The following is a 12,487-nucleotide window of genomic DNA, read 5'->3' on the forward strand; positions in this document are numbered from 1 at the left end:
CGCGTGGGCCCTACTCTTGCGCTGTGACCGCACCGCATGACAGCTCGCGAACCATCAGGGTCCTGCTCGCCGAGGACCAGTCCATGGTCCGGGAGGCCCTCGCGGCGCTCCTCGGGCTCGAGGACGACATCGAAGTCGTCGTCCAGGTCGCCCGGGGCGACGAGGTCCTCGGCGCGGCGCGCGCCACGCCTGTCGACGTGGCGCTGCTCGACATCGAGATGCCGGGGATGACGGGGCTCGACGCGGCGGGGCTGCTGCGGCGGGAGCTGCCGACGCTGAAGGTCGTCATCCTGACCACCTTCGGCCGCCCCGGCTATCTGCGCCGGGCCATGGAGTCCGGCGCGGACGCCTTCCTGGTCAAGGACGCGCCGGCCGCGCAGCTGGCGGAGGCGGTGCGGCGGGTGCTGCGGGGGGAGCGCGTCATCGACCCGACGCTCGCGGCGGCCGCGCTGGCGGAGGGCGCCAATCCGCTGACGGACCGGGAGCGGGCGGTGCTGAGCGCGTCCGCGGACGGGTCGACGAATGCGGAGCTGGCGAAGGCGCTGCATCTGTCGCACGGGACGGTGCGGAACTATCTCTCGACGGCGATCCAGAAGACGGGTGCCCGGAACCGGGCGGAAGCGGTGCGGATCGCGCGGGACAAGGGGTGGCTGTGACCCGGGGGCTCCGCCCCCGGACCCCCGCTCCTCAAGCGCCGGAGGGGCTGGGGCGTCAGTTCAGCATGGCCCGCGCGGCGAGCGCCTGGTGGCGGACTGATTCCGCCGTGTCCGGCTCCACCGGAGCGATCACTTCCGCGTACTCCTCCAGCTCCCGCGCCCCCCGTGCGAACTCCCCGCGCTCCACGAGCAGCTCCGCCCGCTCGTAGCGGAGCCGCGCCGGATGGCTGGGCAGGAGGAGGGAGAGGTCGACGGCCCAGAGCTGGACGTCGCTGCGCTCGGGGCGGGCCGCCGCCCAGGCGCGGATGTTGTTGAGCACCCGCAGCACGATCTCCAGCGGATCCGCGGGCGAGAACATCTCGGGCGCCAGCGGCGCCCCCGTCGCGCCCGCGACCAGCAGCCGCGCGTCGTCCTCGGACAGCAGCCGCCCGCCGTCGAAGGGGTCGACCAGCACGTGGTGCCCGTACGGGTCGCCGAAGCCGACGACGAAGTGGCCGGGCAGCGCCACTCCGTACACCCGGGCCCCCGCCCGCCGGGCGACCTCCATCCAGACCACCGACAGCAGGATCGGCAGGCCGCGCCGCCGCCGCAGCACCTCGTCGAGCAGCGAGGACCCCAGCCGCCGGTAGTCGGCGGGGGCGCCGTGGAAGCCGCAGCGCTCGCCGAGCAGGTCCTCGAGCGCCCGCGCCCAGCGCCGGGGCTCGGCCCCCCGCCCCAGCGCGGGCAGCAGCCCGGCCAGCCGGTCCAGTTCGATCTGCGCCGCGTCCACGGCCTCCTCGCACAGCCCGGCCCGCGCCTCCGCGGCGACGAGCAGGCACAGCAGTGCCAGATCCGGGCGGTCGTCGCGGGCCGCCTCGGCGAAGCTCCGGCGGCGGGCGGTGGTGTCCTCGTACATGGGTGCCTCGTACCCCCTCGGGGCGGTGGTGCAGCCACCGCCACTGTCCATGGTGCGACCGCGCCGGCTAGCCCAGCTGCTCGCGCGGCTCGCGCCGGTAGTGATAGGCGTGGTGCGTGCTGAAGCCCAGTTCGCCGTAGAGCGCGCCGGCCCCGGCGTTCTCCTGCTCCACCTGGAGATAAGCGGCCGAGGCGCCCTCGCCCAGGGCCTGCTCGGCCAGGCGGGCCATGACCAGGGTGCCCAGGCCCTGCCGCCGCCGGTCCGGGCTCACGTGCAGGGCCGCGAACCCCGCCCACCGGCCGTCGACCACACAGCGCGCTATGGCCGCCGGGCCCTCCCCGGGACCCTCGCCCGGCACCGTCGCGAACCACACCGAGGGCCCGCCGGTCAGCACCGCCAGCGCCGCCCCGGGGTCCCCGCCCGTGCGCCCGTACGCGGCCAGCCACGCCTCGTCCGGCTCGCGGGTCAGCCGCACGCTGCTCGTGTCGGCCTCGGTGTCGGCGATCGGCGCCAGGGCGGCGGTGCGCATCAGGGCGTGCCGCTCGGCGGTCCAGCCGCGCCCGGCCAGTTCCGCGTCCAGGCGCTCGTCCTCGGCCGGGTCCCCCGTGGTGACCTGCACGCACGCGGGCAGCCCGCGCTCGGCGTACCAGGCGGTGACCCGGTCCAGCGCGGCGGGCAGCGGCAGGCCGGGGGCGCCGAGCGGCAGGACCGAGTTGGCCCGGGCGGTGAAGCCGCCCGCGGCGCGCAGGGTCCAGTCCCCGAGCCGGGCGGTCTCCCGCGCGGGCCAGCCGCGGGCCGCGATCTCCTGGAGTTCGCGGAGGGAGGCCGCGGGGCCGCGACGGCGCGGGGGAGTCGCCGGGATCACCTTTCCGGCGACGAGGGTCTGTTCCCGGATTTCAACTGTTTGACCTGATCTCGTTGTGATCCGCAGCACACCGCGGTCCCAGGAATCGAGCACGCCGACGGTGTCGGTGAAGCGTTCCGGGGAGTCGCCGGAGTCGTTCAGCCGCCGCACGGAGACCCTTTTTCCCACATCTGCCACGCTGATCCGCACTGCCGGCCTTCCGCCCGTGGTGAATTCCACAGCTGCGCCCGCCCCTCTTGTTCGTCATGTGCCCGGGGAGGGAGATACTAGGTGTGGGCATCGACGACGCCGCGCTCCCGCGCGAAATGAGCCCTACCGAGGAGGAACGACAGCGTGACCTACGTCATCGCGCAGCCTTGTGTCGACGTGAAGGACAAGGCGTGCATCGAGGAGTGCCCCGTCGACTGCATCTACGAGGGCTCCCGGTCCTTGTACATCCACCCGGACGAATGCGTCGACTGTGGCGCCTGTGAGCCGGTCTGCCCGGTCGAGGCGATCTTCTACGAGGACGACACGCCGGAGGAGTGGAAGGACTACTACAAGGCGAACGTCGAGTTCTTCGACGAGCTCGGTTCGCCCGGTGGCGCCTCCAAGCTCGGCCTGATCGAGCGCGACCACCCCTTCATCGCCGCGCTGCCGGCGGACATCAACCCCGAGCACTGACCACGGCAGCCGCCGCGGCCCCGTACGGCCCACCGCCGTACGGGGCCGCGGCGTTCGCCGACCGCCTCCAGGCCGTACGGCGCGGCCCGGAGGTCAGCCCCCTCAGCGCAAGAGAGCGAGCAGCCAGCACCATGAGCGCAGTCTCTTCCCGCCTCCCCGTCTTCCCCTGGGACCGGCTCGAGCCCTACAAGGCCACCGCGGCCGCCCACCCCGACGGCATCGTCGACCTGTCGGTCGGCACCCCCGTCGACCCGGTGCCGGCCGTGATCCGCCGGGCGCTCGCCGACGCCGCCGACAGCCCGGGCTATCCCACGGTCTGGGGCACGGCCGAGCTGCGCGACGCGCTCACCGGCTGGACCGAGCGCCGCCTGGGCGCCCGCGGCATGACGCACGCCAATGTGCTGCCGGTCGTCGGTTCCAAGGAGCTGGTGGCCTGGCTGCCCACCCAGCTCGGCCTCGGCCCCGGCGACAAGGTCGCCTACCCGCGGCTCGCCTACCCGACGTACGAGGTGGGCGCCCGGCTCGCGGGCGCGGAGCCCGTCGTCTACGACGACCCGTGGGAGCTGGACCCGGCCGGCCTGAAGCTGCTCTGGCTGAACTCGCCGTCCAACCCCACCGGCCGGGTGCTGTCCAAGGAGGAGCTGCGCCGCGCCGTGGCCTGGGCCCGCGAGCACGGCGTGCTGGTCTTCAGCGACGAGTGCTACCTGGAGCTGGGCTGGGAGGCCGACCCGGTCTCGGTGCTGCACCCGGACGTCTGCGGCGGCTCGTACGAGGGGATCGTCGCCGTCCACTCGCTGTCCAAGCGTTCCAACCTGGCCGGCTACCGCGCCGCGTTCATCGCGGGCGATGCCGCCGTCCTCGGCGAGCTGCTCCAGATCCGCAAGCACGGCGGGATGATGGTCGCCGCGCCCGTCCAGGCGGCCACCGTCGTGGCGCTGGGCGACTCCGCGCACGTCGCCGAGCAGCGTGCCCGCTACGCCCACCGCCGGGCCGCGCTGCGCGCCGCCTTCGAGGGCGCGGGCTTCCGGATCGAACACAGCGAGGCGTCGCTGTACCTGTGGGCGACCCGCGACGAGCCGTGCTGGGACACGGTCGGGGAGCTGTCCAAGCGCGGCATCCTCGTGGCGCCGGGTGACTTCTACGGTCCGGCGGGCGGGAGCTTCGTACGGATCGCGTTCACCGCCACCGACGAGCGGGTGGAGGCGGCGGTCCGCCGTCTGGCCGAGTAGCGGCTACGCACAACGGCTACGCAGGCACAGCACAGGGGCCCGGGAGGTGAACTCCCGGGCCCCTGTTGCTGCTTGGGGTGCTGCTTGCGCTCGTCGGATCAGCCGCCGAGCCCGGTGTTGGGCAGGCCGCCCTTGGTCAGGCCCTGCGTGGTGCCGCCGAGGGCCTGGGCGGCACCGCCCACGAGCTTGCCGGCCTGGTGGTTGGCGGCCGGTACGGTCTCGTGGCCGGCCTTGCCCACCGCTTCGGTGGTGGTGTGGACGGCCTTGTTCCCGACGCCCGACGCCACGGAGCCGGCCTGCTCGGAGGCCGCACCGACGGTGTGGCTGGCGGTGGTGGTGTCCAGCGCGCTCACCGGCGCCAGGTCCGCCGCCTTGGCGAGGTCGGCGGCGCTCGCCGAGCCGGCAGCGCCGACGACGGGAGCGGCACCCGCGGCGACGAGCAGGGCCACCCGGGCGATCCGGCGCGTGAGGGGGAGGGACATGTTGCTCCTTCGACGGGGAGTGAGAGAGGTCGGTTGCTGTCCGGCGTGCGGACGCAGTGACTACCGCGTGAGTCCGGCGAAGGTTGCGGTGGGCCCAGGTAAAGAGTGGGTAATGCATCGCATTATCTGCTCCGGCAAAACCCCGGCAAACCGGGCAGGTTGTCAATCAATGCGGAAGGCTTAAAAGCCTTTAGTCACAAGGGATGTGAGGGTGCGTCGAGAATCCGTGCGGGCGGTACCGGGCGTGACAACTCGCGTATGCGTCGGGTAACTCCGGGGAGGGGACGCTCGTACTACTGAGCGGTGATGATGCGCACCGCCGACGGGGTATCAGAACCCGCTCCCGCCCCGGATTTCTGCCAGCCGTCCGCGGAATTCTTCGCCGTCCACACCCGGCCCGCGAAGGAGACCCGCTCGATGCGCAGCTCCGCCGCGTGCGCCACCGCCCAGGAGGCCACCTCCCAGCCGCGCGGCGGGCTCCCGTCCGCCGCGGCCGGACGGTCGGGCTGCACGGACACCGGCACCGTCACCGTGTGCCCCGCCCGCGCGGCCCCGTTCCGGCCGTCGCCGGCCGGACCGCCCGCGGACACCGCGGGCAGCACGCCCGCGCCGAACTCGCGCGTCAGCTTCGTCCGTACCGCCGCCGGGTCGCCCGGCTTCCCGTCGCCCGGGCTCCGGGTGCAGCTGAACGTCCCCGCCGCGCGGCCCGTGAGCGCCGACGACAGCAGCGAGGCGTCCGGCTCGTGCTTGGCGTAGGCCTGCGGGAACCCGCTGCGCTGCACCTTCTGCGCCGCCACCGTCAGCGGCAGCCGCGAGTAGCCCGGCACCTCGACCAGGTGGTCGTAGAACTTCCCGGCCGCGTAGACCGGGTCGGTGATCTGCCGCGCCGTGCCCCAGCCCTGGGTCGGCCGCTGCTGGAACAGGCCCAGCGAATCGCGGTCGCCGTGGTGGATGTTGCGCAGCCCCGACTCCTGCATCGCCGTGGCCAGCGCGATCGTCACCGCCCGCTCGGGCAGCCCGCGGGCCGAGCCCACGGCCGAGATGGTCGCGGCGTTCACCGCCTGCTCGGGGGAGAGGGAGTACGACTGCCCGTCCGCCCGCACCGTGCAGCGCGGCGCGCCGGGCCCGCCCGTCAGCAGCTGCGCCACCAGATAGCCGATCAGCGCCAGCAGCACGGCGCAGGCGGCCACGGTACGCAGCAGGCGGCCACGGCGGGTGACGATGATCCCGGACATGCGGGCCACGTTACTTCAGAGACCGTCCGGCGCCGCGCCGGACCCAAGGGGGTGTCCGATCGGCCCGGTACGGCCCGCCCGGTATGGTCCGTCGGACACCGTCGAGGCCGGTCGCGTTAGGCTCGCGGCATGGAGCATGCCGCACTCGACCTGTCCCTCGACGCCGCCGCCCTCACCGCGCGGCTCGTCGACTTCCCCTCCGAGAGCGGTGACGAGAAGGGCCTCGCCGACGCCATCGAGACCGCCCTGCGCGCCCTTCCGCACCTCACCGTCGACCGCTACGGCAACAACGTCGTGGCCCGCACGAACCTCGGCCGCGCCGAGCGCGTCCTGCTGGCCGGTCACATCGACACCGTTCCCATCGCGGACAACGTGCCCTCCCGCCTCGACGAAGACGGCGTGCTGTGGGGCTGTGGCACCAGTGACATGAAGTCCGGCGTCGCCGTGCAGCTGCGCATAGCCGCGACCGTCCCCGAGCCCAACCGCGACCTCACCTTCGTCTTCTATGACAACGAGGAGGTCGCCGCCCACCTCAACGGCCTCGGGCACGTCGCCGAGGCCCACCCCGAGTGGCTGGCCGCCGACTTCGCCGTCCTGCTGGAGCCCTCCGACACCCAGGTCGAGGGCGGCTGCCAGGGCACCCTGCGGGTGCTGCTGCGCACGACCGGGGAGCGCGCCCACTCGGCCCGCAGCTGGATGGGCTCGAACGCCGTCCACGCCGCCTCCCCGATCCTCGCCCGCCTCGCCGGGTACGAGCCGCGGCGCCCGGTCGTCGACGGCCTCGAGTACCACGAGGGGCTCAACGCGGTGCGGATCGAGGGCGGCGTCGCCAACAACGTCATCCCGGACGAGTGCACCGTGACGGTGAACTTCCGCTACGCCCCCGACCGCACCGAGGAGGAGGCCCTGGCGCACGTCCGCGAGGTCTTCGCCGACTGCGGCGTCGCCGAGTTCACGGTCGACGACCACTCCGGCGGCGCCCGCCCCGGCCTCACCCACCCCGTGGCCGTGGCCTTCATGGAGGCCGTGGGCGGGACGGCACAGCCCAAGTTCGGCTGGACGGACGTGGCCCGCTTCAGCGCGCTGGGCGTACCCGCCGTCAACTACGGCCCGGGCGACGCCCTCTACGCGCACAAGCGGGACGAGCACGTGGCCACCGACAAGATCGTCCACTGTGAGGAGCGGCTGCGGCACTGGCTCACGGGCCTACGCTGAGGCGCAGCGAATCCGACGATCTGCGGGTCGGACGATACACGGCGGAGGGAGCACGGTATGGGCAGTCCCGAGGCGTCGCGGGGGCGACGGGAGCAGCGCCGGGGGCCGGTCGTGCGCCGGCACGGCCAGATGCAGGCGGGCACCACGGACCAGCACCTGCTGGACACCCGGGGGACGGCGGACTGGGTCCACGAGGATCCCTTCCGGGTGCTGCGCATCCAGTCCGAGTTCGTCGAGGGCTTCGGCGCCCTCGCCGAACTGCCACCGGCCATCAGCGTCTTCGGCTCGGCCCGCACGCTGCCGGGCACGAACGAGTACAAGGCCGGGGTGGCCATCGGCCGCGGCCTGGTCGAGGCGGGCTTCGCGGTCATCACGGGCGGCGGCCCCGGCGCGATGGAGGCCGCCAACAGGGGTGCGATGGAGGCGGGCGGCATCTCCGTGGGGCTCGGCATCGAGCTGCCCTTCGAGCAGGGGCTCAACCCGTATGTGAACCTCGGGGTCGACTTCCGGTACTTCTTCGTGCGGAAGACGATGTTCGTGAAGTACGCGAGCGGCTTCGTGGTGCTGCCGGGCGGAATGGGCACGCTGGACGAGCTGTTCGAGGCCCTGACGCTCGTCCAGACGAAGAAGGTGACCCGCTTCCCGATCGTGCTCTTCGGCGCGGACTACTGGAACGGGCTGGTCGCCTGGCTGCGCGACACGCTGGTGGCGGAGGGGAAGGTGGGGATGGCGGATCTCCAGTTGTTCCACGTGACGGACGACGTGGACGAGGCGATCGGGGTGGTGACGAAGGAAGCGGGGACGTCGTGAGGGCGAGCTGACCCCGGGTGCCCGACGGGTGGGCACCCCCGGCTACCGGAACCCCGCACTCCGCGCCTATGCCAGGCCCCGCCTGGCCACCGCGGGGGGCCGGTGGCCCGCGATGGACGCCACCATGTCCAGCACTTGCTTCGTCTCGGTCACCTCGTGCACCCGGTACACCTGCGCGCCCAGCCAGGCCGACACCGCGGTCGTCGCCAGCGTCCCGAGCACCCGCTCCTTCACCGGCTTGTCGAGCGTCTCGCCGACGAAGTCCTTGTTGGACAGCGAGACGAGCACGGGCCAGCCCGTGGCCGTCATCTCGCCCAGCCGCCGGGTCGCCTCCAGCGAGTGCCGGGTGTTCTTCCCGAAGTCGTGCCCGGGGTCGATCATGATGCCGTCGCGCCGGACGCCCAGCTCCAGGGCCCGCTCGGCGAGGCCGGTTGTCACCCGCAGGATGTCGGCCATCACGTCGTCGTAGGCGATCCGGTGCGGCCGGGTGCGCGGCTGGACGCCGCCCGCGTGCGTGCACACCAGGCCCGCCCCGTAACGGGCGGCCACCTCGGCCAGCTTGGGGTCGACTCCGCCCCACGCGTCGTTCAGCAGGTCCGCGCCCGCCTCGCAGACGGCCTCGCCCACCTCGTGCCGCCAGGTGTCGACGCTGATCACGACGTCCGGGTGGCGGCGCCGGACCTCGGCCACGAAGCCGACGGTGCGGCGGGCCTCCTCCTCGGCGGTGACCTCCTCGCCCGGCCCGGCCTTGACCCCGCCGATGTCGATGATGGCGGCGCCCTCGGCCACCGCCTGGTCGACCCGGGCGAGCGCGGGCTCGTCGCGGAACGTCGCGCCCTGGTCGTAGAAGGAGTCGGGCGTCCGGTTCACGATCGCCATGATCACCGGCTCGTGAGTGCCGAACTCGCGTCGTCCCAGCCGCAGCATCTTCTCCGTACTCCCTCTCCGTGGTCCGCCAGCGACCTTAACTGTCAGTGGGGCATGGCACGATCGGGGTGGACGATTTGGCTGACGGAGGACTTCGGGGAGAAGGCCGTGTTCTGGTTCCTGCTCATCGCGCTGGTCGTGGTGGTCGCCGCGGTCACGCTCGCCGTCGCCGGAGGCGGCGGAGACGGAGTCCTGCCCGAGGCCGGGCAGGACCGCATGGCCTGGCCCCTGCCCGGCGCCCGGCCGCTGCGCCGGGCCGACGTGGAGGAGCTGCGCCTGCCGATGGCCGTCCGGGGCTACCGGATGGCCGAGACCGACGAGGCCCTGGACCGGCTCGGTGCGGAGCTGGCCGAGCGGGACGCCCGCATCGCGGAGCTGGAGGCGGCGCTGGCCGGGGCGCAGGCGGCGGCCGTGAGCGGCGGCCGGGGGGCCGGCCGGGGCTCCGGCCGGGCGGAGGAGGCTCCCGCGGACGAGGCACCGGCCGACGGACACGAGGGGGAGCAGCAGTGAGCGGCGCGGGGGTCGTCCTGGGCGCGGACGGGCTGGCGCGCTGCCCGTGGGGCCTGGAGGCGGAGTCCATGGCGGACTACCGCGCGTACCACGACGCGGAGTGGGGCCGGCCGGTCCACGGCGACGACGCGCTGTACGAGCGGATATGCCTGGAGGCGTTCCAGTCCGGGCTGTCGTGGCTGACGATCCTGCGCCGCCGCGAGGGCTTCCGGGCGGCGTTCGCGGGCTTCTCGATCGAGAAGGTGGCGGCCTTCACGGACGAGGACGCGGAGCGGCTGCTGGCCGATCCCGGGATCATCCGCAACCGCGCGAAGATCGCGGCCACGATCGGGAACGCGCGGGCGGCGGCGGGGCTGGCACGCGGGGAGCTGGACGAGCTGGTGTGGTCGCACGCGCCGGATGCCGTCTCCCGGCCCGCGCCCCGGTCGACGGCGGATGTCCCGGCGGTCACGGCGGAGTCGACGGCACTGGCCAAGGCCCTCAAGAAGCGGGGCTTCCGCTTTGTGGGGCCGACGACGGCGTATGCGCTGATGCAGGCGTGCGGGGTGGTGAACGATCACTTGGCGGGGTGCCATGTGCGGGGGGCGGTTTGATTTCCCCACCCCGCCCCTTCCCGAAACTGGGGCTGCGCCCCAGCCCCCCTGACCGCGCTGCGCGCGGTGTCCTCAAACGCCGGACGGGCTGGATTTTCCAGCCCGTCCGGCGTTTGAGGACCGGGGGTCTGGGGCGGAGCCCCCAGAACTCCCTACCGGCCTACGAACCGCGGGCGTTCCTTCTTCAGGAACGCGTCCACCGCAATCGCATGGTCCTCCGACGCCCCGGCGCGAGCCTGCAGCTCCTCCTCCTTGCCCAGCGTCTCCGCCAGCGAGTGCCCCGCCCCGAACGCCAGCGACTCCTTGATCGCCGCGTACGCCGCGGTCGGGCCCGCCGCCAGTCGACGGGCCACGGCCTCCGCCTCCGCCGCCAGTTCCGCGCCCGGCACGACCTTGTTCGCGATGCCCAGCTCGTACGCCTCCGCCGCGTCCACATTGCGCGGGAAGAGCAGCAGGTCGGCCGCCCGGCCGTGGCCGATGAGGCGGGGGAGGGTCCAGGAGACGCCCGAGTCGGCGGTGAGCGCGACACCGGCGAAGGAGGTGTTGAAGGACGCCGAGTCCGCCACCACCCGGTAGTCCGCCGCGAAGGCGAAGCCCGCCCCGGCCCCGGCCGCAACGCCGTTGACACCGGCCACCACCGGCTTCGGCATCCGGGTGATCGCGGTGACGATGGGGTTGTAGTGGTCCTTGACGGTGTCCATGGTGACGCGCGTGCCGTTCTCGCGGTCCGCGGTCAGGTGGGCGACGTGCTCCTTGAGGTCCTGCCCGACGCAGAACGCCCGCCCGGTGGCGGTGAGCAGCACCGCCCGTACGGCCGGGTCCGCGGCCGCATGCTGGAGGGTGTCGCGGAGGGCGGCCTTCGTCTCCGTGTTCAGCGCGTTCATGGCGTCGGGACGGTTGAGCGTGATCGTCGCGAGTCCGTCGGTCACTTCGTAGAGCACGGCATCGGCCATGGTGTGGGCCCCTCCCTGGGTCGGCCAGCGGTCAGGGTCAGCATGCCGGAGATCATCAGGGGCGGATACGAGAGCGGATATGTGACCTGCGTCAAACAATCGGGTCTCGGAAGGGGTACGGAGGCGACACAGGAGCACGGGACGATCCCCGAATTGAGTGGTTTTGCGGCAGCGCGTTGCCGAAGGGATGCGGACTGATGTTGGTCATTGGGTCGCGCGATGCGGGATAATGGCCTGGAAGCAATGTGTTCGATGCCGGTGACGCGTGCCCTTCCAGAGGGCCGTCGGCTGACGATGAGCTGGTTTCAGGAAGGGGAACGAGCATGGCGGCCATGAAGCCGCGGACGGGCGATGGCCCGCTCGAGGTGACCAAGGAGGGGCGGGGCATCGTCATGCGGGTTCCGCTCGAAGGCGGCGGTCGTCTCGTCGTCGAGCTGACCCCTGACGAGGCCAAGGCTCTCGGCGAGGCCCTGGAGAAGGTCACCGCCTGACACATCAGGCCGACGATTTTCCGCACCGCCCCGGCTGCCGGTCCACTCCGGCCCCGGGGCGGCGCCGTGTCCGGGCACGGTTCTCCCCGGCGGTCCGGGCAACGGCTTCCCGGTACAGCCCTTGGGGGCGGCGCCCCAGGTACGGCACCCACGGTGCGTCACCCTCCGGCGCGGGCGGCCCCACGCGCGCGGCCCGGCCGCCTCCGCCCCCACCGTCAGTCGCGCCGCGCCGCGCCCCGCCGTCAGCCGCCGCGCCGCACCGCGCACAGCAGCCCGTCGCCCACCGGCAGCAGCGACGGCACCAGCGCCGTGGACTCGCGCACGGCCCGCAGCAGTTCGCGCAGCCGCTGCACCTCGGCCGGCGGCAGCGCGGAGTCGACCGTGCGGCCGTCCGCGAAGACCCCTTCGAAGCAGACCAGCCCGCCCGGACGCAGCAGGCGCAACGATTCGGCTAGGTACTCCAGGCACTCCGTCCGGTCCCCGTCGCAGAAGACCAGGTCGTATCCGCCGTCGGCGAGCCGCGGCAGCACCTCCAGCGCACGGCCCGGGATGAAGCGCGCCCGGTTGCCCGCGAAGCCCGCGGCGCGGAACGCCTGGCGGGCGAACTGCTGGCACTCCGGGTCGCTGTCCACCGTCGTCAGCACGCCGTCCGGGCGCATGCCGTGCAGGAGGTGGATGCCCGAGACCCCGGTGCCGGTGCCGATCTCGGCGACGGCCTTGGCGTCCACAGCGGCGGCGAGCAGGCGCAGCGCCGCGCCGGTGCCGTTCGACACCGAGCGGAGCCCTGCCTCGTAGGCCCGGTCCCGGGCCCAGCGCAGCGCCTCGTCCTCGGCGACGAACACATCGGCGAACGCCCAGCTCGTCTGCTGGTTGCCGGTAATGGCCCTCTCCTGTCCCCGTAGTCGACGCAACGGTGACTGTATCCGCTGCGCCCGGGAACCCGCAGATGGGACCGTGCGTTGA

15 protein-coding genes are annotated in these 12,487 nt (G+C 73.3%); 8 read left to right on the forward strand and 7 right to left on the reverse strand.

Annotated elements, in window-relative coordinates; all coding sequences use genetic code 11:
- The first annotated feature begins 23 nt into the window (after positions 1-23).
- Complete coding sequence (locus tag AC1Z4A_RS21040) at positions 24-656, forward strand: response regulator transcription factor (RefSeq protein ID WP_483681042.1); 633 nt, start codon at positions 24-26, stop codon at positions 654-656.
- Positions 657-711: 55 nt separating this feature from the next.
- Here AC1Z4A_RS21040 and AC1Z4A_RS21045 read toward each other — a convergent pair whose 3' ends face one another.
- Both AC1Z4A_RS21045 and AC1Z4A_RS21050 read right to left on the reverse strand, forming a co-directional pair.
- Complete coding sequence (locus AC1Z4A_RS21045) at positions 712-1,551, reverse strand: transglutaminase-like and tetratricopeptide repeat-containing protein (protein WP_483683668.1); 840 nt, start codon at positions 1,549-1,551, stop codon at positions 712-714.
- A 67-nt stretch (positions 1,552-1,618) separates the two neighbouring features.
- Complete coding sequence (locus tag AC1Z4A_RS21050; RefSeq protein WP_483681043.1) at positions 1,619-2,635, reverse strand: GNAT family N-acetyltransferase; 1,017 nt, start codon at positions 2,633-2,635, stop codon at positions 1,619-1,621.
- A 114-nt stretch (positions 2,636-2,749) separates the two neighbouring features.
- On the opposite strand from AC1Z4A_RS21050, the gene fdxA reads away from it, so the two are divergent.
- Both fdxA and dapC read left to right on the forward strand, forming a co-directional pair.
- Positions 2,750-3,079 (forward strand): ferredoxin, encoded by a 330-nt coding sequence (gene fdxA / locus AC1Z4A_RS21055; RefSeq protein ID WP_030366150.1) that lies wholly within the window; start codon positions 2,750-2,752, stop codon positions 3,077-3,079.
- A gap of 131 nt (positions 3,080-3,210) precedes the next feature.
- A complete protein-coding gene (gene dapC, locus AC1Z4A_RS21060) occupies positions 3,211-4,308 on the forward strand; it encodes a succinyldiaminopimelate transaminase (RefSeq protein WP_483681045.1) in 1,098 nt (365 codons plus the stop codon).
- Positions 4,309-4,406: 98 nt separating this feature from the next.
- Here dapC and AC1Z4A_RS21065 read toward each other — a convergent pair whose 3' ends face one another.
- Both AC1Z4A_RS21065 and AC1Z4A_RS21070 read right to left on the reverse strand, forming a co-directional pair.
- Complete coding sequence (locus tag AC1Z4A_RS21065) at positions 4,407-4,790, reverse strand: ATP-binding protein (protein ID WP_483681046.1); 384 nt, start codon at positions 4,788-4,790, stop codon at positions 4,407-4,409.
- A 293-nt stretch (positions 4,791-5,083) separates the two neighbouring features.
- Complete coding sequence (locus AC1Z4A_RS21070; protein WP_483681047.1) at positions 5,084-6,025, reverse strand: VldE C-terminal domain-containing protein; 942 nt, start codon at positions 6,023-6,025, stop codon at positions 5,084-5,086.
- A gap of 129 nt (positions 6,026-6,154) precedes the next feature.
- Here AC1Z4A_RS21070 and dapE point away from each other — a divergent pair, with 129 nt between their 5' ends.
- Together dapE and AC1Z4A_RS21080 are read left to right on the forward strand one after the other, a co-directional pair.
- Entirely contained in the window at positions 6,155-7,240 is a 1,086-nt protein-coding gene (dapE, locus tag AC1Z4A_RS21075; protein WP_483681049.1) for a succinyl-diaminopimelate desuccinylase, read from the forward strand.
- 57 nt (positions 7,241-7,297) lie between these two features.
- Positions 7,298-8,050 carry an LOG family protein gene (locus AC1Z4A_RS21080; protein WP_483681051.1) on the forward strand — a complete coding sequence of 251 codons (753 nt, stop codon included), beginning with the start codon at positions 7,298-7,300 and terminating at the stop codon, positions 8,048-8,050.
- Between the two features lie 66 nt (positions 8,051-8,116).
- Here AC1Z4A_RS21080 and folP read toward each other — a convergent pair whose 3' ends face one another.
- Complete coding sequence (gene folP / locus AC1Z4A_RS21085; protein ID WP_483681053.1) at positions 8,117-8,977, reverse strand: dihydropteroate synthase; 861 nt, start codon at positions 8,975-8,977, stop codon at positions 8,117-8,119.
- A 54-nt stretch (positions 8,978-9,031) separates the two neighbouring features.
- Here folP and AC1Z4A_RS21090 point away from each other — a divergent pair, with 54 nt between their 5' ends.
- Both AC1Z4A_RS21090 and AC1Z4A_RS21095 read left to right on the forward strand, forming a co-directional pair.
- Positions 9,032-9,487: a DivIVA domain-containing protein gene (locus AC1Z4A_RS21090; protein ID WP_483681055.1), complete on the forward strand. Its 456-nt coding sequence runs from the start codon at positions 9,032-9,034 to the stop codon at positions 9,485-9,487.
- Entirely contained in the window at positions 9,484-10,080 is a 597-nt protein-coding gene (locus AC1Z4A_RS21095) for a DNA-3-methyladenine glycosylase I (RefSeq protein WP_483681057.1), read from the forward strand. Before AC1Z4A_RS21090 ends, AC1Z4A_RS21095 begins: the two co-directional genes overlap by 4 nt.
- Positions 10,081-10,232: 152 nt before the next feature.
- On the opposite strand, the gene chcB is transcribed toward AC1Z4A_RS21095, so the two are convergent.
- The gene (gene chcB / locus AC1Z4A_RS21100; protein ID WP_483681059.1) at positions 10,233-11,033 is read right to left on the reverse strand and encodes a 2-cyclohexenylcarbonyl CoA isomerase; all 801 of its coding nucleotides are present in this window, start codon (positions 11,031-11,033) and stop codon (positions 10,233-10,235) included.
- A 323-nt stretch (positions 11,034-11,356) separates the two neighbouring features.
- Here chcB and AC1Z4A_RS21105 point away from each other — a divergent pair, with 323 nt between their 5' ends.
- Positions 11,357-11,524, forward strand: a complete 168-nt coding sequence (locus AC1Z4A_RS21105) for a DUF3117 domain-containing protein (RefSeq protein WP_179198936.1) — start codon at positions 11,357-11,359, stop codon at positions 11,522-11,524.
- Positions 11,525-11,766: 242 nt separating this feature from the next.
- Here AC1Z4A_RS21105 and AC1Z4A_RS21110 read toward each other — a convergent pair whose 3' ends face one another.
- Positions 11,767-12,435: an O-methyltransferase gene (locus AC1Z4A_RS21110; RefSeq protein ID WP_483681060.1), complete on the reverse strand. Its 669-nt coding sequence runs from the start codon at positions 12,433-12,435 to the stop codon at positions 11,767-11,769.
- Positions 12,436-12,487 lie beyond the last annotated feature (52 nt).

Source organism: Streptomyces sp. 17_S59, from assembly GCF_056930295.1.

Bases quoted from the DNA above. Each gene is read 5' to 3' on its own strand.
- AC1Z4A_RS21045 (WP_483683668.1), bottom strand. From the start codon at position 1,551: ATGTACGAGGACACCACCGCCCGCCGCCGGAGCTTCGCCGAGGCGGCC.
- dapC (WP_483681045.1), top strand. From the start codon at position 3,211: ATGAGCGCAGTCTCTTCCCGCCTCCCCGTCTTCCCCTGGGACCGGCTC.
- AC1Z4A_RS21065 (WP_483681046.1), bottom strand. From the start codon at position 4,790: ATGTCCCTCCCCCTCACGCGCCGGATCGCCCGGGTGGCCCTGCTCGTC.
- AC1Z4A_RS21070 (WP_483681047.1), bottom strand. From the start codon at position 6,025: ATGTCCGGGATCATCGTCACCCGCCGTGGCCGCCTGCTGCGTACCGTG.
- dapE (WP_483681049.1), top strand. From the start codon at position 6,155: ATGGAGCATGCCGCACTCGACCTGTCCCTCGACGCCGCCGCCCTCACC.
- AC1Z4A_RS21080 (WP_483681051.1), top strand. From the start codon at position 7,298: ATGGGCAGTCCCGAGGCGTCGCGGGGGCGACGGGAGCAGCGCCGGGGG.
- folP (WP_483681053.1), bottom strand. From the start codon at position 8,977: ATGCTGCGGCTGGGACGACGCGAGTTCGGCACTCACGAGCCGGTGATC.
- AC1Z4A_RS21090 (WP_483681055.1), top strand. From the start codon at position 9,032: ATGGCACGATCGGGGTGGACGATTTGGCTGACGGAGGACTTCGGGGAG.
- chcB (WP_483681059.1), bottom strand. From the start codon at position 11,033: ATGGCCGATGCCGTGCTCTACGAAGTGACCGACGGACTCGCGACGATC.
- AC1Z4A_RS21105 (WP_179198936.1), top strand. From the start codon at position 11,357: ATGGCGGCCATGAAGCCGCGGACGGGCGATGGCCCGCTCGAGGTGACC.